Here is a 25,014-nt window from a genome sequence, read left to right on the forward strand (position 1 = left end):
CCCGCGCATTGAGTCGATGTAACTCAACTTGCATGCCGAAGGGGAGATCATGACTACTGAGTCCATGCCGATCACACCGCACACGCTGCCCGTCCTCCCGCTCGACGACGAGGTCGTGCTCCCCGGCATGGTCGTGCCGCTGGACCTCACCGACTCCGAGGTGCGGGCCGCCGTCGAGGCCGCGCAGGCCGTCGCCCGGCAGACGGGACGGAAGCCGAAGGTGCTCCTGGTCCCCCGGGTCGTCGGCTCGTACGCCGGGATCGGCGTCCTCGGGCGGATCGAACAGGTGGGACGGCTGGCGGACGGTGACCCCGGCGCCCTCATCCGGGGCATCAGCCGGATCAGGATCGGCGCCGGTACGACGGGGCCCGGCGCGGCCCTGTGGGTGGAGGGCACGGACGTCGACGACAGCGCGCCCGAGCCGCTGCCCGGCTCCGTGACGGAGCTGATGAAGGAGTACAAGGCGGTCGCCGCCGAGTGGCTGCGCAAGCGCGGCGCCTGGCAGGTCATCGACCGCGTGCAGCAGATCGACGACCCCGGCCAGCTGGCCGACAACTCCGGCTACTCGCCGTTCCTCAGCACCGAGCAGCGCGTCGAGCTGCTGGAGACCACCGACCCGGTGGCCCGGCTCAAGCAGGCGACCGCCTGGCTGAAGGAGCACGTGGCGGAGCAGGACGTCGCCGAGTCCATCGCCAAGGACGTCCAGGAGGGCGTCGACAAGCAGCAGCGCGAGTTCCTGCTGCGCCGCCAGCTCGAGGCCGTACGCAAGGAGCTGCGCGAGCTGAACGGCGAGCCCGAGGGCGAGGAGAGCGACGACTACCGGGCCCGCGTCGAGGCCGCCGACCTCCCGGAGAAGGTCCGCGAGGCGGCCCTCAAGGAGGTCGACAAGCTGGAGCGCTCGTCCGACCAGTCCCCCGAGGGCGGCTGGATCCGCACCTGGCTCGACACCGTCCTCGAGCTCCCCTGGAGCGAGCGGACGGAGGACGCGTACGACATCAGGGCCGCGCGGGCGGTGCTGGACGCCGACCACGCCGGGCTGGACGACGTGAAGGAACGCATCACGGAGTATCTGGCCGTGCGCAAGCGCCGCGCCGACCGCGGGCTGGGCCTCGTCGGCGGACGCCGGGGCGGTGCCGTGCTGGCCCTCGTCGGGCCTCCCGGCGTCGGCAAGACGTCCCTGGGCGAGTCCGTGGCCAAGGCCATGGGGCGGAAGTTCGTTCGCGTCGCCCTCGGCGGCGTGCGGGACGAGGCGGAGATCCGCGGGCACCGGCGGACGTACGTCGGCGCGCTGCCGGGCCGTATCGTCCGGGCGATCAAGGAGGCCGGGTCGATGAACCCCGTCGTCCTCCTCGACGAGATCGACAAGGTCGGCTCCGACTTCCGCGGCGACCCCGCCGCGGCCCTGCTGGAGGTCCTGGACCCGGCGCAGAACCACACGTTCCGCGACCACTACCTCGAGGTCGAACTCGACCTCTCCGACGTCGTCTTCCTGGCCACCGCCAACGTGCTGGAGGCCATCCCGGAGGCGCTGCTGGACCGGATGGAGCTCGTCCGGCTCGACGGCTACACCGAGGACGAGAAGGTCGTCATCGCCCGCGACCACCTGCTGCCCCGGCAGCTGGAGCGCGCGGGTCTGGCGGACGGCGAGGTCGTGCTGGAGGACGAGGCGCTGCGCAAGCTGGCGGGCGAGTACACCCGGGAGGCGGGTGTGCGGACCCTGGAGCGGGCGGTCGCCCGGCTGCTGCGGAAGATCGCGGCGCAGCACGAGCTGGGGGATGCCGAGCTCCCGTACACGGTGGGCGTGGAGCAGCTGCGCCCGCTCATCGGGCGGCCGCACTTCACCCCGGAGGCGCTGCAGGAGCCGGAGGAGCGGCGGACGGCGGTCCCGGGTGTGGCCACGGGGCTGGCGGTGACCGGCGCGGGCGGTGACGTGCTCTACATCGAGGCGTCGCTGGCCGACCCCGAGTCCGGTGCCTCCGGGCTGACCCTCACGGGCCAGCTGGGCGACGTGATGAAGGAGTCCGCGCACATCGCGCTCTCCTTCCTGCGCTCGCACGGCGCCGAACTGGAGCTGCCCGTCGGTGATCTGAAGGACCGCGGCATCCACCTGCACGTACCGGCGGGCGCCGTCCCGAAGGACGGGCCGAGCGCGGGCATCACCATGACGACCGCCCTGGCGTCGCTGCTCAGCGGCCGGCAGGTGCGGGCGGACCTGGCGATGACCGGTGAGGTCTCGCTGACCGGGCGGGTGCTGCCGGTGGGCGGCATCAAGCAGAAGCTGCTCGCGGCGCACCGGGCCGGTGTCCGGACGGTGATCATCTCCAAGCGCAACGAGCCCGACCTGGACGATCTGCCCGCGGAGGTCCTGAAGGAGCTCGAGGTGCACACGGTGAGCGATGTCCGCAAGGTGCTGGAGCTGGCCCTGACGCCGGCGACGGCCGAGGTGCCGGTCGCCGCGTAACGGCCCCCGGCATGGTTCCGCCGGCCTTCCTGGAGGAGCAGCTCCGGGAAGGCCGGCGGCGTTTCGAACGGCTGACGCGGGGAGGAGGGGAAGGCGTCAGCCGTTGGCCAGGGCCTGGACGCGGTCGTAGGCGCCGTTGAACTTGTTGTGGTCGCCGACGGTCGGACCGGTCGAGGTGTACTGCCACATGGTGTAGAAGGGCCAGCCGGCCGGCAGGGTGCCGGGCGAGGAGGCGTAACGGGCGATCCACAGCGGGTGGTTGGTCGCGAAGCCGCCGTAGTTGCCGGTGCAGGTGGTCCACCAGTCGGTGGTCGAGTAGATCACCGCGTAGCGGCCGGTGCGCGACTTGTAGGTGTTGAGGAAGTCGCGGATCCAGGTGACCATCCCGCTCTGCGACTTGCCGTAGCAGGTCGCGCCGTACGGGTTGTACTCGATGTCGAGCGCGCCCGGCAGGGTCTTGCCGTCGCGGGACCAGCCGCCGCCGTGGTCGACGAAGTAGTTGGCCTGGTTGGTGCCCGAGGACACGTCCGGCGTCGCGAAGTGGTACGAGCCGCGGATCATGCCGACGTTGTACGAGCCGTTGTACTGCTGCGTGAAGTACGTGTTCTGGTAGTAGTTGCCCTCGGTGGCCTTGACGTAGGCCCAGCGGACTCCGCTGTTCCACAGCGTGGACCAGGCGACGTTCCCCTGGTGGCTGCTGACGTCGACGCCCTCGACGGTGGCCTGGGTGGAGTTGGGGGCCTCACCCGTGCCCGGTTCGTACTTCTCGACGGTCATACCCATGTACGCCTCGCCGCGCTCCGGTCCGTCGGCGGCCTGCGCCGGGACGACCAGGGCGGTGAGCATGCCCAGGGCGGTGAGCACCGTGCCGATCACGGCGGCGAGGGGTCTGTGCGGGACGCGCGATCCGATGGAGTGGGACATGCGGGATACCTCCGGGGAGTGGGGCCTCGGGGGCCGGCCGGCGGTACGGCTGGGGGGAGCCGACCGGTCGATCGGTAGATCTACATGACCATGCCATTACTGGTGCCGCACTGACGGTAGGCGGAGGGGGCGCCCCTGCGGAAGGGGGTCCGGGGGGTGCCGTTGGTCTACGCCAGTAGACCCCTGCCGGAGCTGCGGTTTAGGCGGGTCGCTGAAGAAAACTTTCACGCTTTGAAGGCGGGAAACCCGTGCTGACGTGCCTTGGCCCGGAGCCAGTGAAAAACGCAACCGTGCGGCAGGAATGGTGTGGACCACCTGAGGACCACCTGTCCCGTACGGCCCACTCACCACTCCACGAACACCGCCGTGGCATCGTCGTGCCGCTTCCCCCGCGGATGGGCGACCCCGTCCGGATCGGCGGACTCCGCGGCCCGGATCCGCCGTACGACGGCTTCCCCGCCCTCCTTGCCGAGCGCGGCCAGAAGGCTCGCCCAGTCACCGAGGCGCAGCACCTCGGCGTACCGCGTCGCCCCGTCGGTCAGCGCGGCGAGCGCCGTCACCTCCGCCCGCGGCAGCGCGCCGGCGACGGCCCGCGCGGCGACGGCGGGATCGGCGGCGGCGGTGAAGAACCCGCCCTCGGCGTTGCGCAGGGCCTCGACCGCCCCCACGTACTCCCGCCGCGCCGCGGCCCGTTCCGGCGACCCCTCGGGCAGCGCCCGCACCGCCGCCCGCAGGGCCCGCACGCCCTCGGGCAGTTCGTTCAGCCGCCGGTCGAGCAGCGCCGTCACACCCCCGTCCGCCCCCGCGACCAGCAACGCCGCGTCGGACAGCACCAGATACTCCACCCGCTCGTCGTCCCACCGGGCCAGCGCCACCGTCGCCTGCGGCGTCCGCACATGCGTCAGATCGCACCCCGGCCCGTGCGCCGCGGCGGTCCGCGCGACGCCCTCCGCCAGCGCCTCCCGCGGCGAGCCGTCCCGCCGGGCCAGCGCCTCGAGGACCGCGCCCCCGAGCCGGGCGCAGAACCACGGCACGTCGTGCACACATCCCGTCAGCCCGTCCCGCGGCGGCGTCACCCCGTCCAGCACGACGACCACGCCGCCGCGCCCGCCCGCCGGCACCGCCGCCGCCGCGAAGTCCTCGTTGGGCCTGCCGGGTTCGCCCGCCTCACTGACCAGGTCGATACGCATGATCCCCAGTCTGCCCGAGCGCCGACCGGCGTCACCCGCCCGGGGGAATCCGACAGGCCCTCGGTATGGCACGCATATCACGCATCACACTCGATCGGGTGAGCCTTGCGCATATGCACCAACCGCCTCCACGGCCCCTGCGATCGTCGGTGACCGGGCCACGGGGGACTCCCCCCGGGGATAGGAGCTCGGGTGCACACGGACGAGATGGCACACACCGGACGGGCCGCCGCACGGCGCGTACGCCGCCGCGCGCCGGTGAGGCTGCGCGCCGCCCTGGGGGTGGTGGGCGCCGCGGTCGCGGTGGCGGCCGCGCCCGGGATCGCCGCCTCGTACCGGGCGACGGACACCGGCGCCGGTCCGGCGGCGCGCGCGGAGGCCCTGGGCGGACTCCAGCTGCAGGGCGGCCTGCTGCTCCTCTGCCTGCTGCTCGCCGTCGGCGTCACGGCGTACGCCTGGCGCGCGGACGGCCGGCAGTCCGCCCAGGCCGCCGAGGCGCTGACCGCCCGGCTCGCCGAGACCCGCACCGAGCTGGCCGACGTCCGCGAGGCGCACACCGTCGAGCGGGACACCCTGCTGCGTGAACGCGCCGCGCTCACCCAGCGCATCGCCGCCCTGCAGGACAGCGTGCACGGCACGTTCGTCGGACTCTCCCGGCGCACCCTCGGCCTGGTCGAGCGCCAGCTCAGCTTCATCGACGCCCTCGAGGAGAACGAGCAGGACCCGGACGCCCTCGACACCCTCTTCAAGCTCGACCACCTCGCCGCCTGCATGCGCCGCCACAGCGAGAATCTGCTGGTGCTCGCCGGCGCCGACCAGCGCGGCGCCCAGCGCCGGCACGTCGCGCTGATCGACGTCCTGCGCGGCGCCGTCAGCGAGATCGAGGCGTACCACCGCGTCGTCATCCGCCCCGGCCTCCCCGAGGTGCGGCTGAACGGCTTCGCGTCCGGCGACGCCAGCCATCTCCTCGCCGAGCTGCTGGAGAACGCCACGGCCTGCTCCCCGCCGGCCGGCACGGTGGAGCTCGGCGGCCGGCTGCTGGACACCGGCGAGCTGACCCTCACCGTCCGGGACGAGGGCATCGGCATCACCCCGGCCGCGCGGCTCGCGGAGTTCAACGAGCGGCTCGGCGAGATCGAGCCGGGCCCCCCGCCGGGCGAGGAGCGCGGCCTCGGGCTGTACGTGGTGGCGCGGCTGGCCGGCCGGCACGGCGTCCGGGTCCGGCTGTACGGGAACGGCGCCGGCCTCACGGCGGAGGTCCGCGTCCCGGCCCGCCTGGTCGTCACCGCGCCCGATCCCGTCGCCCCCGTGGACCCCGCCGCGGCGCCCCGGTCGATGGTGCACGAGCCGGTGGAGCACGCCCGCGCGGCGGCGCCCCCCGCGCAGCCCGTACGCCCCCAGCCCGTCACCCCCGGCGGCCTGCCCCGGCGCACCCCGTCGGCCGCGCAGGGGATACCGCACCGGGCGCCGGCCCATCCGGTCTCGCCCAACGCCCCGGTGGACGCCGCCGAGGTGCGCCGCCGGCTGGCGGGCCTGCAGCAGGGGTCCCGGGAGGGCTGGCGCGCGGCCGCGGCCGAGGGCGGCGCGCTGCGGCGGGGCGTACCCCAGCAGGGGGTACGGGAGCGGGGCGTCCCGGACCGGGGCGTACCGGAACAGCGAGCGCTGCCACAGCGCGGGACCGACAGGACGTGAGGGGACAGATGACCACCGCGACAGAGATCCACAACCTCCGCTGGCTGCTGGACAGCCTGGCCGTCGAGGCGCCCGGCGTGCGCTCGGTCGTCGTCGTCTCCTCGGACGGGCTGCCGCTGCTGTCCACCGACCCGGCGGCCGACGCGAACACCGAACTGGCCACCGTCGTCTCGGGTCTGGCGAGCCTCACGCTCGGCGCGGCGGAGCTGATGGACGGCGGTGCCGTCCGGCAGACGATGGTGGCCATGGACCAGGGCTGTCTGCTGGTGATGACGATCGGCGACGGCGCGCTGCTCGGCGTGCTCACCGCGCCGGAGGCGGACATGAGCGTGGTCTGCTATCACATGGCCCTGTTCGTCGGCCGCGTCGGCCATGTGCTGACGCCGCAGCTGCGCGGTCAGCTCCGGGCGTCGCTGTCGGCGGGGGTCTGAGGGGCGTCGTCCGCCGGCGCCTTGCCGCCCGGGGTTTCCTCCGCCGGGGGCTTGCCGTCGTCCGGGGCTTCCGCTGCCGGCGGCTCACCGTCACCGTTGAGCGCGTCCTCCGCCGCCGCCACGTCCGCGGGGGCCAGTTCGGCCAGCAGCTCCTCCGCCGCCGCCAGCTCCCGCTTCACCTGCCGTGCCCGGTCCCGGCGGCGCTCCGCCGTCCCCCGCTTCTTTTCCAGCGCCGTCCGCGCCTGTGACGCCCGGCGGTCCACCCGCCGTTCGGCGAGGAACAGCTCGCGCAGGATCAGCGCCTGGTGCTCCGACACGCGCACCAGCGCCGCGCTCCGCTCGAGGGCGTCCTCGGGGTCGCGGGCCAGCAGGACCCGCAGATAGGGGCTGAACCCGCCGCCCGACCGGTACTGTTCGCGCGCCAGCACCGCCGCCCGCCGCCGTCCGTCGGCCAGTTCGCCGCGGGCCCGGGCCAGCGCCCGGTCGGCCGCCGCGGTCCGCCGCTGCTGGACGGCCAGCTCCGCGGAGAGCGCGGCGTACTGCCGCTCGGCGGTCTGTCCGCGTTCGTACACCTGCTGGAACCGGCCGAGCACCCCGGCGGGCGGCTCCTGGGGGTCGGGGGCGGCGGCGGGGAGGGTGAGCAGGGCGGCGCACAGGGCGAGCAGCGGACGCATACCGGGGAGCGTCGCACGGCGGTCGCGCGCCGCGGCGGCAGCACGCGGGCCGATCATCAGATCGGCGGATGGTCCCTCACACCACCGGCAGCGCCAGCAGCGTCCCCGCCGACTGGGCGAACACCCGGTTCCCCGCCCCCGCCACCAGCCACGGCGCGGTGCTCCCGGGCGTCGGCATGATCGCCGCCGTGCCCCGCTGCAGGTCGCACAGCGCGAGCCCCTGCGAGCCGTCGGGCCCCAGGCCCACGCACGCCGTGCGGTGCTGGAGCACGGGGGCGGCGGGGGCCACCGGGCGGGTCTCGTCGGCCAGTACGGGCGTCGCCGCGCGGCGGCCGTCGGAGGCGGCGAGGGAGAGGAGCTGGGTGCCGTCGTGGGCGTAGACGCGGCCGTCGTGGTACGCGGGCTCGCCCCACGCCGGCCGGCCCCGCTCGCGCCAGCGCTCCCTGCCGTCGGGCAGGCCCAGGGACAGCAGGTCCGGCCCGCCCAGATACACGGCGAGTTCCCCGATCGCCGGGGTGAGCGGCCCGTCGCCCAGGTCCCGCAGCTGCCACAGCACCGCGCCCGTCTCCGCGTCCAGCGTGGCCACGTGCCCGGTGGCGTCGTCCACGACGAGCCGTCCCGCCGCGGAGGTGGCCTGCGGCGGCCGGGCCGGGTCCGGGTGTACGGGACAGGGCCGCGTCCACAGCACCGTCCCGGTGCGCAGGCTGACGGCGCGCAGCTCCCCGTTCCCGGTGAGCACGTACAGCGTGAACTGGTCCGCGGTCAGCAGCCGCTGCGCGGCGGCGCCGTAGGACGTCCAGTGCGGTTCGCCGTCGCGCGGGTCGAGGGCGTGCACCGCGCCCGCCGCGTCGGCGGCCACCAACAGCCCGGCTGCCGCCAGCATCCCCCGCCGCGCGTCGGCCTCGGGGAAGCCCCAGCCGGGCTCACCGGCCACCACGGTGCGGGTGGCGATGCCCCCGTCGCGGGCCGCGAACGCCACGCGCCGGGCCAGCGGCACGGGGGGCGGGGCGTCGTCGGCGGCCACTCCCGTCAGGCGCCAGAGGGGGTGGGGCGGGCCGGGTTCGTACGCCTTGATGGGCTCGGCGTGCCACGCCTCGGGGGGCCGCCCGTCCCGCCCGGCGATCAGCCACCAGGCGCCGGCGGCCCCGCCCCCGGCCAGCGCGGCCCCGCCCAGCAGCAGCACCCGGCGCCGCACGGATGTCACAGGCATGACCCGCGGGTGCCGCGCCCGGACCCCCGGCCGGACGGGCGGGCCGGCCGGGGTGACCCCGCGGGCACCGCGAGGTGAACCCGGGTGAACGGCAGTGCGATCAACGGGCACGTCATGGTCATGTGGCGATGCTACGGCGGAAGCCCGCCCTCCAGTCCCGTACGGCGAACCCGGTCTCCGCCAAGCCGTCCCCGGAGGCTGGCCAACGCCGTACCGGCGCGCCACACTGGCCAGCCGGAGGAAGAGATGACGCCCACACCGGACGGACCGCCCGCGGACGAGGAGGAGATCCGCCGCGCCCCCCGCGCCTGGCACCCCACCGACCTCGACCTCTACCTCCAGCGCGAGCTGGGCGCCCCCGCCCACCGCGACGGCCCCCCACCGGCCGCCCGCACCGCCCCCGGCAACGGCCGCCACGTACAACTGCCCGCCCCGGCCCCGCTCCCCGCCACCGCTCTCGGCGACATCCTCGCCACCCGCCGCAGCCGCCGCGCCTACAGCCCGGCCCCCCTCCCGCTCACCGACCTGTCCACCCTCCTGCACCACGCCGCGCGAACCACCGGCACCCTCCACGACGCCACCCTGGGCGACCACGCCTTCCACCCGTACCCCTCCGCCGGCGCCCGCGCCGAACTGGAGGTCTACGTGGTGGCCGGCCGGGTGACCGGCGTACTCCCCGGCGCGTACCACTACGACACCGTCACGCACCGGCTGACGGAGGTCGCCCCGTCGGGCCCCCAGCAGGACGAGCTGTACGCCTACGTGCGCCGGGCCCTCGACAAGGCCGAGACCTCCACCCCACCGGCGGCGATCCTCCTGGTCACAGCCGTACTGCAGCGTCTCACCTGGAAGTACGGCCGCCTCGGCCTGACCCTGATGTACCAGAACCTCGGCTGCCTCTACCAGACGCTCTACCTGGTCGCGACCGCCCTCGGCCTGGCGCCGTGCGCGGTGGGTGTCGGCCGAGGCAGGCAGAACGCGCGCTGGCTCGACCTCGACCCCTACACGGAGCCGGAGGTGGGCTGCTTCGCCCTGGGCCGTCCGCGCCGGTGAGGCTCAGCCCCGCCGCCGCGCCCACGGCCACCGCGACGAGCGGTCCCGGCCCTCAGGGACGTACACGTACACCCAGCCGGCGATCAGCCGCATCCGCCTGGTGTGCCCCGCCGCCTCACGCAGATAGGCGTGCACGGTCGGCGGCCCGCCGTCCGCGTCGGGCACGGGGATCTCGTACCACTTGGGCGGATGGCCGGTCAGCCCGGTCAGCACCCGCAGCGTCCGGCCGTCCATCGGACCGCCCCTGAAGAGGACTTCCTCGCTCACGGGGTCAGTCTTGCCCGAGCAGATGCGACGCCTGGGTCATCACGGGCAGGACGCGCCGGGCGAGATCGCCCACCGGGCCGTCCGCGGACTCGGTGGCCAGGGAGCGCCGGGCGATCTCCGCGCACTGCTCGTCGCGGCTCGCGGTGGCGGCGAGGAGCACCACGAACTGGTCCACGAGCCAGTCCCGCAGCTCGGGCAGCGGCGGCTGCTTGCCCTCGTCGACCCATATCAGCGAGGCGCCCTCGACCGCGGTGATCCAGGTGCGGAGCATCATCCGCAGCGTCAGGCCCGGTTCGGGCACCTCGAGGTGCAGCAGGATCTGCTCGGCGGCGGCCCGGCGTACCTCGTCCACGATGGCCGTGGTCCGGGTGGTCTCCACGACGCTGCCGCCCTGCAGCAGCGCCTTGAAGCCGGCGTCGTGTTCGGCGACGAACTCCAGATAGCTGTCCAGCGCCCGGGCCAGCCGCTGCGACAGCGGTCCCGTCCGCACCTGGACGAAGCTCTTCTCGAGCTGGTCGGCGGCGCTGCGCAGCGCGGCCTCGTACAGCTGCTGCTTGCCGCCGGGGAAGTAGCGGTAGACCAGCGGCCGCGACACCTGTACGGACGCGGCCACATCGTCCAGCGACACCTCTTCGGGCGCGCGGTGGGCGAAGAGACCGAGCGCGGCCTCCAGCAGCTGGCGGCGCCGCTGCTCCACACTCAGCCTTCGGTAGGCGACCTGGCTCATACGGGAAGCCTAACGTCCGGACCAAGCACGCTTTCGGGCCACCCCTACGCCAACAGGCCCGAGCTGCGCCACAGCTTGCCCCCCACACCCCGCAGCACGCCTATCTCGCCGAGGAAGTCCGTCAGCCGCTTCGCGCCCGTCTGCATCACCTCGCGCCGGTGCCCGCTCGCCCGGACCTGGGCCAGCGCCTCGCGCCGGTCGAGCCCGGCGTCGGTGTAGACCCGCGGGTTGACGAACGCGACGGAGAAGACCCGGGCCGCCTCACCGGAGGTGACCCGCGTCAGATGACGTTCCCAGCGCGGCGCGGTGGCCATCTGGCGGCGCAGCTCCTCGCGGGCGTAGCGGACATGGCGCGCCTCCTCCACCACATGGATCCGCGTCGCGCCGCGCACCAGCGTCTGCACCCGCTCGTCGGGGAACGTCAGCCGCTGCATCCAGTCCAGGATCTCCTCGCCGAGCAGCGTCGCGGTGAACGAGCCGGGCGTGGTGGACACGGTCTTCAGCAGCCGCGCCAGGTTGTGGTGCAGCCGGGAGACCGGATACGGCTCCACCCCGGCCTTCTTGACCAGCCGGGCGAACATCATCGAGTGCCGGCACTCGTCGGCTATCTCCGTCAGCGCGTACCGGACATGGTCGCTGGTCAGCTTCTTGTCGTAGATGTGCCGCACCAGCAGCTGCATCAGGACGATCTCGAACCAGATGCCCAGCGACGCCAGCGCCGCCCCCTCCAGCCGGGCCAGCAGGTGCCGCTGGTCCTCGGACATCCGCCGCCACATCGGGGTGTCGTACAGCGACACCAGCTCGGGCGGCCAGAACCACTTGCCGTCCTCCCAGGGCGCGTCCCAGTCCAGGTCCTTCTCGGGATCGAAGGAGTGCTTCGCGGACGCGTCCAGGAGCCGGCGGGCCACGCCCTCACGGTCCTTGAGCGCGCCCAGCGCGTCGGTGAGTCGCCGGTCGGCCGCCGCAGTCGTCATACCTCTATGAGACTGACTGTCAGCAAGGGAGTCAATCCCCCCGTGCATGATTTGTTGACTCACCGGTAACGCATATGTGAATCTGCCAAGGATTGCCCGCACTGCGGGATTTGCGTGCGAGATGTGTACCACGGCGCGGACGGCGAGCGGCCGACAAGGAGGCGTCGATGACGACGCGGGACCTGTACACGCACCTCAACACCAACGGCACCGACGAGAGCAACGACCTGCTGTGGCAGGTCCCGGCCTCCGGTTCGGCCCGGCTGAGCTGGGAGTACGACGACGGCCGGGAGAGACTGCTGGCCCTCTACCAGAAGGGCAAGGACAAGCAGTGGGACGGCGCGAAGCGGATCGACTGGTCGCTGGAGGTCGACCCGTACGACCCGCTGGGCGTCCCCGACGAGGCGATGACCCTGTACGGCACCCGGTACTGGGACCTGATGACCGACAAGGACAAGGGGGAGCTGCGGCACCACTACGCGTCCTGGCAGTTCAGCCAGTTCCTCCACGGTGAGCAGGGCGCGATGGTCTGCGCGGCGCGGATCGTGGAGTCCGTGCCGGACCTGGACGCCAAGTTCTACTCGGCGACGCAGACCATGGACGAGGCGCGGCACGCGGAGATCTACGGCCGTTTCCTCAAGGAGAAGGTCGGACTGCTCTACCCGATCAACGACAACCTCCAGTCACTGCTGGGCGACACCCTGCGCGACTCCCGCTGGGACATGCCGTACCTCGGGATGCAGGTGCTGATCGAGGGCCTGGCGCTGGCGGCCTTCGGGATGCTGCGGGATACGACGACCAAGCCGCTGCCCAAGCAGATCCTGGCGTACGTGATGCAGGACGAGGCGCGGCACGTGGCCTTCGGGCGGATGGCGCTGCGCGACTACTACAAGGAGCTCAGCGACAAGGAGCTGCGCGAGCGCGAGGACTTCGTCGTCGAGGGCTGCTATCTGATGCGCGACCGGCTGCGCGGCGAGGAGGTGCTGGCGAACTTCGGGATCCCGCCGGCCCAGGCCGCGGAGTTCACCGAGCGCAACGAGTACCTCCAGCTCTTCCGGGCGCTGCTGTTCAGCCGGATCGTGCCGTGCGTGAAGGACATCGGGCTGTGGGGTCCGCGGCTGCAGCAGGCGTACGTCGACATGGGCGTGTTCGAGCTCGGTGACTCCAACCTCGACCAGCTGATGCGCGAGGACGAGGAGCTGGCCGAGCGGCTGGACGCGGAGCGGTTCGCGGCGGAGGAGCAGGCCCGTACGGCGGAGGTCGCGGAGGCGGTCGAGCTGGGGCGTACGGACACTCCCTAGCTCAGGGCCGCCTCCATCACGGCGCGGGCGATCGGGGCCGCCGAGCCGCCGCCGCTGATGTCCGAGCGGCGGGCCTCGGCGTCCTCGACGACCACCGCGACGGCGACCGCGGGGAGGCTGTCGTCGGGGGCCTGCGCCCAGGACACGAACCAGGCGTAGGGCTTGCGGGAGTTGTCGACGCCGTGCTGCGCGGTGCCGGTCTTCCCGCCGACCAGCGCGCCGGGGATCGCGGCCCGCGTGGCGGTGCCGCCGGTGACCGTGTCGACCATCATCTGCTGCAGCAGCCGCGCCACGTACCCCGGTACGACGGGACCGCCCAGCGGCTCCGGCCGGCCGCGCGCCACGACGTCGCCGTCGCCGTCGGTGATCTCGTCGACGAGGTACGGGCGCATCCGGATCCCCCCGTTGGCGACGGTCGCCGCCACCGACGCCATCTGCAGCGGGGTGGCCCGGGTGTCGAACTGCCCGATCGACGACAGCGCGACCTGCGCCGCGTCCATCGTGTCGCCGAAGACGCTCCCCAGCGCCGGCGACGGGATCCGCGGACCTTCGTCGTCGAAGCCGAAGGCGGCGGCGGTACGGGCCATCTCCGGCGTCCCCACCGTGGCGCCCAGCTTGGCGAACACCGTGTTGCAGGACACCGCGAACGCCTCCCGCAGCGGGGCGTCCGCGCAGCCCGCGGACTCGTTGCGCAGCAGATGGCGGGTGCCGACCAGGTTGTACGGGCTCGGGGTGCGCGTCGGGGCGTCGATGTCCGTGACGACCCCGGTGTCCAGCGCCGCCGCCGCGGTGACGATCTTGAACGTGGAGCCCGGCGGGTACGTCTGCCGGATCGCCCGGTTCAGCAGCGGCTGCCGGGGGTCGGCGAGCAGCCGCCGCCAGGCCGTCTTCACCCGCGCCGAGTTGCCGGACAGCAGGCCCGGGTCGTACGAGGGGCTGCTGACCAGGGCGAGGATGCGCCCGGTGCTGGGCTCGAGCGCGACGACGGCCCCCTTGCGCCCGCGCAGTCCCGCGTAGCCCGCGCGCTGGGCGGCCGGCTCGATCGTGGTGTGCACCTGGCCCCCCGGCTGCAGGCTGCGCGTCAGCTCCCCCCACAGCGGCAGCGGGGCGAGGCGGGTGTCGCGGCCGGAGAGGGCGGCGTCCTCGGTGTCCTCCAGCATGGTCGTGCCGTACAGCTGCGAGGCGTACCCGGTCACCGGGGCGTACAGCTCGCCGTCGGGGTACGTGCGCTCGTAGCGCAGCCCCTCGCCGGTGTCGACGGAGCCGGTGAGCCGTTCGCCGCCGGCCCAGATGTCGCCGCGGGGCTGGCCCCAGCGGGCGATGGCGGCGCGGCGGTTGGCGGGGTTGGCGTCGTACTCGGCGGAGTGGAGGACCTGGACGCGGGCGGCGTTGGCCAGCAGCGCCAGGAGCAGCAGCAGGCTGAAGGCGGCGACGTGCCGGATGCAGCGGATCACGGCGCTTCGGTCACCTCCGTCCGCGCTCCCGGCCGTCCGGCGGCGTTGCTCAGACGGACGAGCAGCGCCACGATCGCCCAGTTGGTCACCACCGACGACCCGCCCTGTGCCAGGAACGGCATCGCCATCCCCGTCAGCGGGATCAGCCCCGTCACCCCCGCCGAGATGACGAACGCCTGCAGCGCCACGATCACCGCCAGCCCCGTCGCCAGCAGCGTCCCGAAGTCGTCGCCGCGCAGCGTGATCCCGGCCCGCAAACCCCGGCTGACCAGCAGGGCGTACAGCAGCAGCAGCGCCGTCAGCCCCGAGAGCCCCAGCTCCTCGCCGGCGGTGGCCAGAATGAAGTCGGAGGTGCCGGCGAACCCGATGAGCACCGAGTCCCCCTGCCCGAGCCCCGTCCCCAGCAGCCCCCCGTGCCCGAACGCGAACAGCGACTGCGCCAGCTGGCTCGCGCCCCGCCCGTCCTCGATCCCGGCGAACGGCGCCAGCCAGTCCGCCACCCGCACCCCGACGTGCGGCTCCAGCGTGCCCACGACACACGCCCCCGCCAGCGACAGCAGCACGCCCACGGCAATCCACCCCGGGCGGGAGGTCGCCACGTACAGCATCACCACGAACAGCCCGAAGAACAGCAGCGAGGCACCCAGATCCCGCTCCAGCAGCAGCACCGTGAGGCTCACCAGCCACACCGCGAGGATCGGCCCCAGCACACTGCGCGGCGGCAGATGGATACCGCGGATCCGCCGCCCGTCGACATACGTGAGCGCCTGGCGGTGGCCCGACAGATACGCGGCGAAGAACACCGCCAGCAGCACCTTGGCGAACTCCCCGGGCTGCAGGGAGAAGCCGCCGAAGTGCACCCAGATCCGCGCCCCGTTGACCGGCGGGAAGAAGATCGGCGCCGCCATCAGCGCCAGCGCCGCCGCCGCGCACCAGGTGGCCCGGCGGGCGAGCCACCGGTGATCGGGCAGCAGCACCAGCACCGCCAGGAACACCCCCATGCCCAGCATCGACCACAGCAGCTGCGCCGGCGCCGCGTCCCGCCCGGGTGCCGCCGCGTCCAGCCGGTGGATGAGGATCAGCCCCAGCCCGTTCAGCAGCACCGGTACGGGCAGCAGCAGCGGATCGGCGTACGGCGCCAGCCGGTGCACGGCGCCCAGCGCGAGCAGCCCCAGCGCCCCCTGGAACGCGGCGAAACTCCACGCGTCCGGGGGCACCCGCCCGGTCAGCGCCACCCCGCTCGCGGCGTACCCGACCCAGGTCACGGCCACCGCCAGCGCCAGCAGCAGCAACGACGCCCCGGTCCGCCGCCGGACGGGCAGCTCCTGCGCCGGCGGCGCCTCGGCGGTGGTGGTCATGCGGGGACGGTAACAAGGGATGTCCGCTGTGCCCGGTATATCCGGGGCCTCTTGATGGGATCCGGGGGATTCGCCTAGCGTGCTCGAATGCGATCGAATACGTCCGTGCCCCGCGTCCTCGTCGTCCAGAACGGTGCCGCCGGCGGCCCCCGCCGCCTGCGTGACTGGCTCACCGAGGACGGGGTCGGCACCGAGGTGGTGCACGCCTACGAGGGTGAGTCGCTGCCCGCGGATCTCGGGGCGTACGACGCGCTGATCGTGCTCGGCGGGGGCGCGATGCCGGACGACACCGTGAAGATGCCGTGGCTCGCGCAGACGCGTGTCCTCGCCGACCAAGCCCTCGCGGAGGGCACCCCGTACCTCGGGATATGCCTCGGCGGACAGCTGCTCGCGCAGGCCGCCGGGGGGACCGTCGAGGCCGAGTGCGGGGCGCCCGAGCTGGGCAGCACCCGGCTCACCCTGCGCGAACCGGCGCGCGGCGACCGGCTCTTCGCGGGACTGCCCCCGCGGCCGACGGCGATAGAGCGCCATGTGGACCGGGTCACCGAACTGCCGCCGGACGCGGTGTGGCTGGCGGAGAGCGACGACTGCCCGTACCAGGCGTTCCGCTGCGGGGAGAACGCCTGGGGCCTGCAGTTCCACCCCGAGGTCGACGCCGAGCGGGTACGGGAGTGGCTCCCGGAGCCCATCCGGGAGGCGGGGTTCGACCCGGAGGAGATAGTCGAGCGCGCCGATCGGGACGAGCCGGAGGCGGCGGTCGCCTGGCGCGAGCTGACGCGGCGGTTCGCGGAGGTCGTACGGGGCGGGACCCCCGTAAAGAGCGCAGTGCTGCGTTCTCCCGGGGGTGACCCCCGGACCCCCAGCCGGGCGGGGTGACCGGCCTCGGACGGCGAGGCAAAGCCGCATGAAGCGCGCAGTGCTGCGTTCTCCCGGGGGTGACCCCCGGACCCCCAGCCGGGTGGGGTGACCGGCCTCGGACGGCGAGGCAAAGCCGCATGAAGCGCGCAGTGCTGGGTTCTCCCGGGGGATGACCCCCGGACCCCCAGCCGGGTGGGGTGACCGGCCTCGGACGGCGAGGCAAAGCCGCATGAAGCGCGCAGTGTAAAGCCCCGATGGTGCCCCCGGTGGGAAAAGCCGCGTGCGGCAATACCCGTGCGACATCGCCGATAGGATGCTGCACGTAAACGATCCGGCCGATCGGAAATGGGGCCGAAATGTGCGGCGACGACGCCGGATTCCGGCGGAGAATCCCCACGGACAGCGCGCTATTTGTCGGCCGGGAGAATGAACTTGCCCGACTCGCAAATCTGCTCGGGGAAACGCGGCTGATCACCCTGACCGGCGTCGGCGGCGTCGGCAAGACCCGGATCGCCCTCCGCGCGGCCGAGACCCTCGCCGAGGGCTTCCGCGACGGCGCGCGCACGGTCGCGCTCGCCGGACTGCGCGACCCCGCGCTGGTGGTGCACGCCGTCGCCGCCGCGCTGGGGGTCACCGACCACACCACCCGCCCGCTCGCCGATGTGCTCGCCGCCCACCTCTCCGACAGGCGCGCGTTACTCGTCCTCGACACGTGCGAGCACCTGCTCGACGTCGTCGCCGACCTCACCGCCCGGCTGCTGCGCGCCGCCCCCGGCCTGCACGTCCTGACCACCAGCCGCCAGCCCCTCGGCGTCCCCGGCGAACGACTGCTCGTCGTCGAACCGCTGTCCGCCGACACCGACGCCGTCACGCTCTTCACCGAGCGCGCCGCCGCCGCGGGCTTCACCCTCGATCCGGACCACCGCCCCGCCGCCGAGGAGATCTGCCGCCGCCTCGAGGGCCTCCCCCTCGCCGTGGAGCTGGCCGCCGGCCGGCTGCGCACCCAGACCCCCGCCGAGGTGCTCGAACGCCTCGACGACCGGTTCCGGGAGCTCACCGACGACCGTACGGACGGCGCCGCCCGCGACCCCCGGCACCGGGCGCTGCGCACCGCCGTCGGCTGGAGTCACGAGCTGTGCACCCCCGCCGAACGGCTGCTGTGGGCCCGGCTGTCGGTGTTCGCCGGGGACTTCTCGCTGGAGGCCGCGGAGGCGGTCTGCGGCGGCGAGGAGCTGGAGGACATCGACCAGCTGATCGGCGGCCTCGTCGAGAAGTCCGTCCTGGCCCGCCTCGCCGGCCGCGACCGCTACCGGATGCTCGACACCATCCGTGCCTACGGCGGCGACTGGCTGCGCGCCCTCGGCGAGGAGACCGACCAGCGCGTCCGGCACCGCGACTGGTGCCTGGAGCTGGCGGAGACCGGCGAGAGCCAGTGGTGGGGCCCCGGCCAGGCGGACGTCTTCCGGCACACCGCCGGGGAACACGAACAGCTCCGCGCCGCCCTCGACTTCTGCCTCACCACCCCCGGACACGAACAGGTGGGGCTGCGGCTGGCCGGCGCGCTGTGGTTCTACTGGGCGGGCTGCGGACTGCTCGGCGAGGGCCGGTACTGGCTCGACCGTACGCTGGCGCTCGACCCGATCCGTACCCCCGACCGGGCCAAGGCGCTGTGGGTGTGCGGCTATGTGGCCGTCCTCCAGGGCGACACCGAGTCCGCCGTCCGGCTGCTCGAGGAATGCCGGGCCCAGGCGCTGCGCACCGGCGACGACCGGGCGCTCGCCTACGCGGTGCACCGGCTGGGCTGCGCCCGGCTGATCAACGACGAGCACGCCGCGGCCGAGCCCCTGTTCGAGGACGCGCTGCACCGGTACGCGGAGCTGGCGGAGCTCAACAGCAATGTCGTCATGGCCCGCGTCGAGCTCGCGATGTCCGTGGCATTCCAGGGACGGCTGGCCGCCGCGGTCAATCTCTGCGAGGAAGCCAGATATATCTGCGAGGTTTATGGTGAACGCTGGACAAAGGCCTATGCGCTGTACGTCCTTTCGTTCGCCGAGCTGTCCGCCGGCCGGTTGCCGGAGGCGACGGCACTGGCGCGGGAATGCCTGCGGGTCAATCATGAATTCCGGGATCTGGTGGGGCTCGTGCTGCCGCTGGAGCTGCTGGCGCTGATCGCCGCGCTGGAGGGCGAGGGCCGGCGCGCGGCCGCGCTGCAGGGCGCGGCGTCGGGGATCTGGCGCCGGGTCGGCGTGCCGCTCTTCGGCTCCGCGTACTTCAACCATCCGCACGAGCGCGGTGTCCGGCTGGCCCGCGAGCTGCTGGGCGACCGGGGCTACACGGACGCGGCCCGCGAGGGCGCCGCGCTCTGTCTGGACGACGCGGTGGGGGTGGCCCTGGGCGAGCCGCGGCTGCCGGAGGTGCCCCGGCAGGACGGGCGGCGCTCGCAGCCGGCGCTCTGAGCGCTTCCTTGGACACACGTTCGATGGGTGTGTTTCGCTGGCGCCCAGAAATCGAACACCAGTATGATGGCGCACGTGAACGACTACGACTTCCCGGAGGATTTGCTGCAGGCGAAACGCGAGTGGTTCGCCGTGGAGCGGCAGCTGGACGAGCTGCCGCTGTGCCCCTGGACGGACGCCGACGGCGTCACGTACCGGGACGGCCGGGGCTGGACCCCCGAGCTGGCCAGGCAGGAGGCCGTGCTGCGCAAGCGGTTCCGGGAGCTGTCGATCCAGATCTCGATCCATCCGTACTGGGAGACCCTCACCGAGGGTGTGGTCGCCGCCCGGATGGCGCTGCGGGCCGCCGCCCGCCGGCCGCGCGAGGAGCCCGGCAAGGACCCGGAAACCGGGGATGATCCCGGTTGCCGGGTTACTGAACTTCCCGCCGGTGTACTGCCCTGAGATGATCTGGGCGCACACTGGTGTGCGAACGGTTCCAACGGGGGGTGAGCGGAGTGCGGCTGACGACTCCGCGCGGCGGCGCTGTGCTGCTGCTCGTCGCCGTGGCGGTGCTCGGTCTGCGGGCCGGTGAGGGGTTCGATCCGGCCGCGGGCGCGCGGACGCTGCCCGGGGGGCCGGGGTGGTGGATCGCCCTGCCGCTGGGGCTCGGGCTGCTGACGATGATCGTCACGCGGAGCGGTCTGGTGCCGCTGACCAATGTCGTGATGATCGCCGCGGTGTGCGTGGGCATCGTCGTACTCGTCGAGTCGGGCAGCGAGGGCACGCCGGAGAAGGTCGGCATTCCCAGGGCCACGGCGACGCCGAAGCCCCCGGCCGAGTCCGCCGGGGGCGGTGCGGACGTGCTGTTCTATCTCGGTGTCGGGATCATCGTCGTGATCCTCGCGGCGGTGACGGTCTACCTGCTGAACCGCGTGGGGCGTACGCCCGGCCTCCTCGAGGCGCGTGACACCCTGCGGCCCGCCGCCGAGGACGTCCTGCCGGCCGAGGAGGACGACGGCGATCCCGGCGGGGACTCCGCGGTGCTCCCGGGGGCGCCCGTCCCCCGTAACGGTGTTCCCACCGACGATCATCGCGGCGCCGTGATCGCTACGTACGCCCTGCTGGAGCGCACACTGTCGCGGTCCGCCCGGATCACGCGGCGCCCCTTCGAGACCCCGGAGGAACTGCTGCGCCGCGCCCGCCGCAAGGGGCTGCCGACGGCCGACGCGGAGGAGCTGGGCCGGCTGTACGCCGCCGCCCGCTACAGCGAGCACCCGGTCACCGGGGAGGAGCGCGAGCGGGCCCGGCGGGCGCTGGTGCGGCAGCGGGCGGCGTGGGGTGCTCCGTCCGGTGGGCCCGAATGAACCGGCGACAGGCGGGTTTCGCGTTCGCCGGGCTGTGCTTCACGGTCGCCGCGGCTGCCGGCGGCTGGCTGGCCGCCGGGGTCGCCGGGCTGCTCGCGGTGACCGTCACCGCCTGCGTGCTGCTGCTCCTCCGGCTCGCCCGGCTGCGGGTCCCGCCCGTGCCGTACCCCGGGGAGCGACAGCTCGCCGAGGGCGAGTCCGACCCGTACACCCGCTACCGCAAGCTCTACAACCGGGTCTCCTGGGGGCAGGTCTCCGCCCGCCAGTTCGACAGCAGCACCCGGCCCGCCCTCACCCGGATCGCCGCCGCCCGGCTGATGGAGCGGCGCGGCATCGACCTCGCCCGGGATCCGGCCGCCGCCCGCGAGGTGCTGGGGGAGCGGCTGTTCACCCTGGTCGACCCCGCCCGCCCGGACGCCACCGACCGCGCCGCCCGGGCCGCGGGGCTCGGCGAGGTCACCCGACTCGTACAACGCCTGGAGGAGCTGTGACCACCACCGCCGACGACCTCGACTCCGTACGCTGCGCGGCGCTCGCCGACGCCGTGCTCGACGAGGTCGAGCGGGCCGTCGTCGGAAAGCGCGACGCGCTGCGGCTGGTCCTCATCGGCATCCTCGGCTCCGGACACATCCTGCTCGAGGACCTCCCGGGCCTGGGCAAGACCCTTCTCGCCCGGTCCTTCGCCACCGCGCTCGGACTGACGTTCACCCGGGTGCAGTTCACCCCCGACCTGCTGCCCGCCGACCTCACCGGCGCGCAGATCTACGACCCGCGCTCCGGCGAGCTGTCCTTCCGCCCCGGGCCGGTCTTCACGCAGCTGCTGCTCGCCGACGAGATCAACCGCACGCCGCCCAAGACGCAGGCCGCGCTGCTGGAGGCGATGAGCGAGCACCAGGTCAGCGCGGACGGCGAGACGCGGCGGCTGCCGGAGCCGTTCGTCGTGCTGGCGACGGACAACCCGATCGAGTTCGAGGGCACGTATCCGCTGCCCGAGGCGCAGCTCGACCGCTTCATGGCCCGGGTACGCCTCGGCTACCCCGACCGGCGCGACGAGATCGACCTGCTGCGCCGCCGGCTGCTCAGCGGCACCCCAGAACCGCCGCGCGTCGAGGCCGTGGTGGATGCGCCACAGGTGCTGCGGATGCGGCGGGCCGTGGAGGGTGTGTCGGTCGCGGACGACATCCTGGAGTATCTGGTGTCCGTCGCGGAGGCCACGCGGGCGCACTCCGCCACCGAGGTGGGCGCGAGTCCGCGGGCGACGCTGGCGCTGCTGCAGTTCGCACGGGGGCACGCGCTGCTGGCGGGGCGGGACTTCGTGCGGCCGGAGGACGTGAAGGCGGTGGCCGTGGCGGTGCTGGGGCACCGGGTGGTGCTGCGGCCGGAGCAGTGGGTGCGGCGGCTGAGCGGGGACGACGTGGTGGGGGAGGTGCTGGGGGAGGTGCCGGTGCCGGCCACGGTGCCGCGGTCCGCCTCGGCTTCCTCCGGGCCGTCGGCCGGATGAGCGGGTGGCGGGCGGGGCCGCTCGTCCGGTGGTGTCTGCTGCCGGCCGTGACCGCGCTGGTGCTGGCCGCGCTGCTGCGGCGGGCGGATCTGGCCGTGGTGGCCGCGCCGTTGCTGTGGTGGCTGGCGTTCGGCTCGGGGGCGGCGGCGGGGCCCGCGGGGGAGGCGACGCTGGGGGCCGCCGCGCTGCGGACCGTGGAGGGGGAGGACTTCGAGGTCACCGTCGAGGTGCGCTTCGCCGCGCCCGTGCGGCTGACGCGATGCGTCCTCGAGCTGCCGCGGGACGTCGGGCTGGTGCGGCCGCCGGAGCTGCCGGGGGAGCCGGTGGCGTCGGCCGTGCTGCGGTGGGAGGTCCGGGCGCTGCGGTGGGGGCGGACCGTCGTGGGGCCGGTGCGGGTGCGGGCTTCGGCGGCGGCGGGGCTGCGGGTGACGGAGCTGCGGACGGGGCCGCTGCGGCTGGCCGTGCTGCCGGAGCCGGAGCCGGTGGAGGCCGCGCTGGTGCCGGCCGTGCTGCCGCGGCGGATCGGGGAGCATCCGGCGCCGGTGCCGGGGGAGGGCACGGAGTTCGAGGCGATCCGTCCCTTTCAGCCGGGGGACCGGCCGCGGCGCGTGAACTGGGCGGTGAGCGCGCGGCGGCGGGCGCCGTATGTGACCGTGCGGCAGGAGGAGCGGTCGTACGACGTGGTGCTCGTCCTGGACACGCTGCAGCGGGCGGGCGCCTTCGGCCGGGACTCGCTCGACCTGTCGGTGCGGGGGGCGTCCGGTCTGGCGGCGGCGCATCTGGCGCGGGGCGAACGCGTCGGGCTGGTCGCGGCGGGCGGCCGGGTCAGGGGCGTCGCGCCGGGGGTGGGCGGGCATCAGCTGCAGCGGATCGCGGAGGCGGTGCTGGATCTGCGGGTGGAGGGGGCGGCCGACGAGTCGGTGGTCGACCGGCTCCCGCGGACGGTGCTGCCGTCGGGCGCGCTCGTCGTCTACTTCACGCCGCTGCTCGACGAACGGGCCCGGCTCACCGCCCTCGATCTGCGGCGCCGGGGGCATCCGCTGGTGGTCGTGGACGTCCTCACCGCCGAGCCGGGCGGGAGCGGTCCGCGTCCGGCGGGCCGCGGCCCGTCGGCCTGGCGCGAGGCCGGCCGGAGCGCGGGGGTGCGCGCGCTCACGCTGCGGCTGTGGCGACTGGACCGGGCGGCGGACCTGTACGAGATCGGACGGTGGGGTGTGCCGGTGATCCGGTGGGACGGGACGGAACCGCTGAGGTCGGCACTGGGCGCGGCGGCCCGGCGGCCGGTGGTGGGGCGGTGGCGGCGGTGACTGGGTGCGGTGGTCGGTGGCGGAACGGTGGCGGCGGTGACTGGTTGCGGTGCACGGTGGTCGGTCGTGGGGCGGTGGCGGCGGTGACTGGGCGCGGTGGGGCGGTGGCCGGTCGTGGGGCGGTGGTGGCGGTGACTGGGCGCGATGGCTCTGCGGCCGGTGGTGGGGCGGTGACGGGGTGCGGTGACACGGTGGCCGGTCGTCGGACGGTGGTGGCGGTGAGGCCGCCGTGGGGTGATCCGGCTGCCGTGCGGCCGGGGGCGACGGTGGGGCGGTGGCGGCGGTGAAGCGGCTGTGGGGTGACGGGGCCGTCGGGCGGCCGGGGTCGACCGGCGTGGGCGTGCTGTTCGCCGGGGTATGTCTGGTCGCCCTCGGGATGTTCGCGGCGGGCACGGCGAGTGGGGCCACCGGGTGGGGGGACATGCTCGGCGTGCTGGGGCCCATTGTCGTGGGGCTGGTCGGTCTCCCTTCGCTGGCCGGTGCCCTGCTGCACCGGGGGCGCGGCGGCACGGGCGTGATGATCGCGGCGGTGCTCGGGCTGGCGGCGGCGCTGCCGGCGGCGGGCGAGCGGGTGCCGTATCCGCTGGTGGTCGCGGTGGGGCTGGGCATCGTGGCCTACCTCGCCGCCCTGCAGGGGTACGCCGCCGGCACCTGGCGAGCCGTGCACTGGCAGGCCGTGCTGGGTGCCGTGGCCGTGCTCCTGGCGGCCGCGGCGCTGTCCGTCGTACCGGTGAGGGTGTCGGAGGAGACCCGCGCGGTGCTGCTGGCCATGGGCTTCGCCGCGGCGGCGGGAGCCTTCGCCGTGGCGGTCGGCGTGCGGCCCCCGGGGTCCCGGCCCCGCCGGCGTCCTACAGGGCGGTCGCCGCGCCACTGACCCGCACCCGCGGATCACCGGCACGCAGCTCCACCTCGAGCAGACTCGGCCGCCCCATGTCGTCCCCCTGCCGCAGCACCAGCCGCACCGCCTCCGGCACCAGCCCCAGCTCCCGCAGATACGCGCCGAGCGCCGCCGCCGCGGCACCCGTCGCCGGATCCTCCACGACACCGCCCACCGGGAACGGGTCCCGGACATGGAATATCTCCGCCGACTCCCGCCACACCAACTGCACCGTGGTCAGCCCCAGCCGCTCCATCAGCGCCCGCAGCCGACCGAAGTCGTAGTCCAGGTCCGCCAGCCGCTCCCGCGTCCGCGCGGCGAGCACCAGATGATTCACCCCCGCGTGCGCGACGCGCGGCGGGAACGCCGGATCCAGCTCGTCCGCCGACCACCCGAGCGCCGCCAGCGCCTCGGCCGTGTCCTCGGGCGCTATGTCCCGCAGATGCGGCTCGACGCTGGTGAGCGTCGCCCGCAGCGTGCCGTCCCGCTCGGTCACCGAGACCGGCACCTCGCCCGGGTTGGCGTGCAGCACATACTCGCCGGGCCCGAAGCGCTCGCCCAGCACGACCCCGGTGGCGACCGTGGCATGGCCGCAGAAGTCCACCTCGGCGACCGGGCTGAAGTACCGGACCCGGTACGAGCGCGCGGCACCGTCCGGGGCCGGGGTGAGAAAAGCGGTCTCGGAGTAGCCGACCTCGGCGGCGACGGCGAGCATCGCCTCGTCGGAGAGCCCCGAGGCGTCGAGCACCACGCCGGCAGGATTGCCCCCGGCGGGATCGGTGGAGAAGGCGGTGTAACGCAGCACGTTCGTCATGATCAGGAGCTTGCCAGCCGACCGGGCGGGCGCGCCAGAGCCGGCGGGCGCAACCAGCCCATAGAGGGTCGAAGTTGTCCACAGGCGCCATGTTGTCCACAGGGGGAGGCGCGAACGGCCTCGATGGGGCGAGACTTGC

General features: G+C 74.1%; 23 protein-coding genes. 13 read left to right on the plus strand and 10 right to left on the minus strand.

The features are described 5' to 3' along the window. The first annotated feature begins 49 nt into the window (after positions 1–49). Positions 50–2,461 (plus strand): endopeptidase La, encoded by a 2,412-nt coding sequence (lon, locus tag SRB5_RS19190; RefSeq protein WP_153453620.1) that lies wholly within the window; start codon positions 50–52, stop codon positions 2,459–2,461. Between the two features lie 96 nt (positions 2,462–2,557). On the opposite strand, the gene SRB5_RS19195 is transcribed toward lon, so the two are convergent. Continuing rightward, the gene (locus tag SRB5_RS19195; protein WP_153453622.1) at positions 2,558–3,385 is read right to left on the minus strand and encodes a lysozyme; all 828 of its coding nucleotides are present in this window, start codon (positions 3,383–3,385) and stop codon (positions 2,558–2,560) included. 344 nt (positions 3,386–3,729) lie between these two features. After that, on the minus strand, positions 3,730–4,575 hold the full coding sequence (locus SRB5_RS19200; protein ID WP_153453624.1) for a protein phosphatase 2C domain-containing protein: 846 nt from the start codon (positions 4,573–4,575) through the stop codon (positions 3,730–3,732). Between the two features lie 192 nt (positions 4,576–4,767). On the opposite strand from SRB5_RS19200, the gene SRB5_RS37530 reads away from it, so the two are divergent. Continuing rightward, positions 4,768–6,267 (plus strand): sensor histidine kinase, encoded by a 1,500-nt coding sequence (locus SRB5_RS37530; RefSeq protein WP_323378146.1) that lies wholly within the window; start codon positions 4,768–4,770, stop codon positions 6,265–6,267. 8 nt (positions 6,268–6,275) lie between these two features. After that, positions 6,276–6,698: a roadblock/LC7 domain-containing protein gene (locus SRB5_RS19210; protein WP_153453627.1), complete on the plus strand. Its 423-nt coding sequence runs from the start codon at positions 6,276–6,278 to the stop codon at positions 6,696–6,698. Here SRB5_RS19210 and SRB5_RS19215 read toward each other — a convergent pair. After that, positions 6,665–7,372, minus strand: coding sequence for a coiled-coil domain-containing protein (locus SRB5_RS19215; RefSeq protein WP_153453629.1), 708 nt, complete (start codon positions 7,370–7,372; stop codon positions 6,665–6,667). The genes SRB5_RS19210 and SRB5_RS19215 overlap by 34 nt on opposite strands. Positions 7,373–7,448: 76 nt before the next feature. Continuing rightward, positions 7,449–8,582: an outer membrane protein assembly factor BamB family protein gene (locus SRB5_RS19220; RefSeq protein ID WP_153453631.1), complete on the minus strand. Its 1,134-nt coding sequence runs from the start codon at positions 8,580–8,582 to the stop codon at positions 7,449–7,451. Positions 8,583–8,828: 246 nt separating this feature from the next. Here SRB5_RS19220 and SRB5_RS19225 point away from each other — a divergent pair, with 246 nt between their 5' ends. Further along, positions 8,829–9,635: a SagB family peptide dehydrogenase gene (locus SRB5_RS19225; protein WP_194292960.1), complete on the plus strand. Its 807-nt coding sequence runs from the start codon at positions 8,829–8,831 to the stop codon at positions 9,633–9,635. A gap of 3 nt (positions 9,636–9,638) precedes the next feature. On the opposite strand, the gene SRB5_RS19230 is transcribed toward SRB5_RS19225, so the two are convergent. From SRB5_RS19230 to SRB5_RS19240, 3 genes are read right to left on the minus strand one after another with little or no spacing between them, the layout of a single operon-like run. Next, positions 9,639–9,869, minus strand: a complete 231-nt coding sequence (locus SRB5_RS19230) for a hypothetical protein (protein ID WP_153453705.1) — start codon at positions 9,867–9,869, stop codon at positions 9,639–9,641. Between the two features lie 37 nt (positions 9,870–9,906). After that, entirely contained in the window at positions 9,907–10,629 is a 723-nt protein-coding gene (locus SRB5_RS19235) for a TetR/AcrR family transcriptional regulator (RefSeq protein WP_153453634.1), read from the minus strand. A gap of 44 nt (positions 10,630–10,673) precedes the next feature. Then, a complete protein-coding gene (locus tag SRB5_RS19240; protein WP_153453636.1) occupies positions 10,674–11,603 on the minus strand; it encodes an AurF N-oxygenase family protein in 930 nt (309 codons plus the stop codon). A gap of 167 nt (positions 11,604–11,770) precedes the next feature. On the opposite strand from SRB5_RS19240, the gene SRB5_RS19245 reads away from it, so the two are divergent. Then, entirely contained in the window at positions 11,771–12,904 is a 1,134-nt protein-coding gene (locus SRB5_RS19245; protein ID WP_153453638.1) for a ferritin-like domain-containing protein, read from the plus strand. Here SRB5_RS19245 and SRB5_RS19250 read toward each other — a convergent pair. Together SRB5_RS19250 and SRB5_RS19255 are read right to left on the minus strand one after the other, a co-directional pair. Next, a complete protein-coding gene (locus SRB5_RS19250) occupies positions 12,901–14,358 on the minus strand; it encodes a peptidoglycan D,D-transpeptidase FtsI family protein (protein WP_323378147.1) in 1,458 nt (485 codons plus the stop codon). The genes SRB5_RS19245 and SRB5_RS19250 overlap by 4 nt on opposite strands. Further along, complete coding sequence (locus SRB5_RS19255; RefSeq protein ID WP_153453640.1) at positions 14,355–15,716, minus strand: FtsW/RodA/SpoVE family cell cycle protein; 1,362 nt, start codon at positions 15,714–15,716, stop codon at positions 14,355–14,357. Before SRB5_RS19255 ends, SRB5_RS19250 begins: the two co-directional genes overlap by 4 nt. Positions 15,717–15,803: 87 nt before the next feature. Here SRB5_RS19255 and SRB5_RS19260 point away from each other — a divergent pair, with 87 nt between their 5' ends. The 8 genes from SRB5_RS19260 (at position 15,804) to SRB5_RS19295 (ending at position 24,058) form a co-directional block, all read left to right on the plus strand. Next, positions 15,804–16,592 (plus strand): type 1 glutamine amidotransferase, encoded by a 789-nt coding sequence (locus SRB5_RS19260; RefSeq protein ID WP_153453642.1) that lies wholly within the window; start codon positions 15,804–15,806, stop codon positions 16,590–16,592. Positions 16,593–16,930: 338 nt separating this feature from the next. Further along, entirely contained in the window at positions 16,931–19,030 is a 2,100-nt protein-coding gene (locus tag SRB5_RS19265; RefSeq protein ID WP_153453644.1) for an ATP-binding protein, read from the plus strand. Between the two features lie 75 nt (positions 19,031–19,105). Continuing rightward, positions 19,106–19,474: a hypothetical protein gene (locus SRB5_RS19270; protein ID WP_323378148.1), complete on the plus strand. Its 369-nt coding sequence runs from the start codon at positions 19,106–19,108 to the stop codon at positions 19,472–19,474. A gap of 53 nt (positions 19,475–19,527) precedes the next feature. Further along, positions 19,528–20,376, plus strand: coding sequence for a DUF4129 domain-containing protein (locus tag SRB5_RS19275; RefSeq protein WP_153453646.1), 849 nt, complete (start codon positions 19,528–19,530; stop codon positions 20,374–20,376). Next, positions 20,373–20,867, plus strand: coding sequence for a hypothetical protein (locus tag SRB5_RS19280; RefSeq protein WP_153453648.1), 495 nt, complete (start codon positions 20,373–20,375; stop codon positions 20,865–20,867). The genes SRB5_RS19275 and SRB5_RS19280 overlap by 4 nt, the downstream gene beginning before the upstream one ends. Beyond that, positions 20,864–21,877, plus strand: a complete 1,014-nt coding sequence (locus SRB5_RS19285) for an AAA family ATPase (protein ID WP_323378149.1) — start codon at positions 20,864–20,866, stop codon at positions 21,875–21,877. The genes SRB5_RS19280 and SRB5_RS19285 overlap by 4 nt, the downstream gene beginning before the upstream one ends. Beyond that, positions 21,874–23,184: a DUF58 domain-containing protein gene (locus SRB5_RS19290; protein WP_153453650.1), complete on the plus strand. Its 1,311-nt coding sequence runs from the start codon at positions 21,874–21,876 to the stop codon at positions 23,182–23,184. The genes SRB5_RS19285 and SRB5_RS19290 overlap by 4 nt, the downstream gene beginning before the upstream one ends. Positions 23,185–23,458: 274 nt before the next feature. Then, entirely contained in the window at positions 23,459–24,058 is a 600-nt protein-coding gene (locus SRB5_RS19295) for a hypothetical protein (RefSeq protein WP_153453653.1), read from the plus strand. On the opposite strand, the gene SRB5_RS19300 is transcribed toward SRB5_RS19295, so the two are convergent. Then, positions 24,033–24,875: a PhzF family phenazine biosynthesis protein gene (locus SRB5_RS19300; protein ID WP_153453655.1), complete on the minus strand. Its 843-nt coding sequence runs from the start codon at positions 24,873–24,875 to the stop codon at positions 24,033–24,035. The genes SRB5_RS19295 and SRB5_RS19300 overlap by 26 nt on opposite strands. Positions 24,876–25,014 lie beyond the last annotated feature (139 nt).

It is taken from the genome of Streptomyces smaragdinus (assembly GCF_009604385.1).
Lineage (GTDB): Bacteria > Actinomycetota > Actinomycetes > Streptomycetales > Streptomycetaceae > Streptomyces > Streptomyces smaragdinus.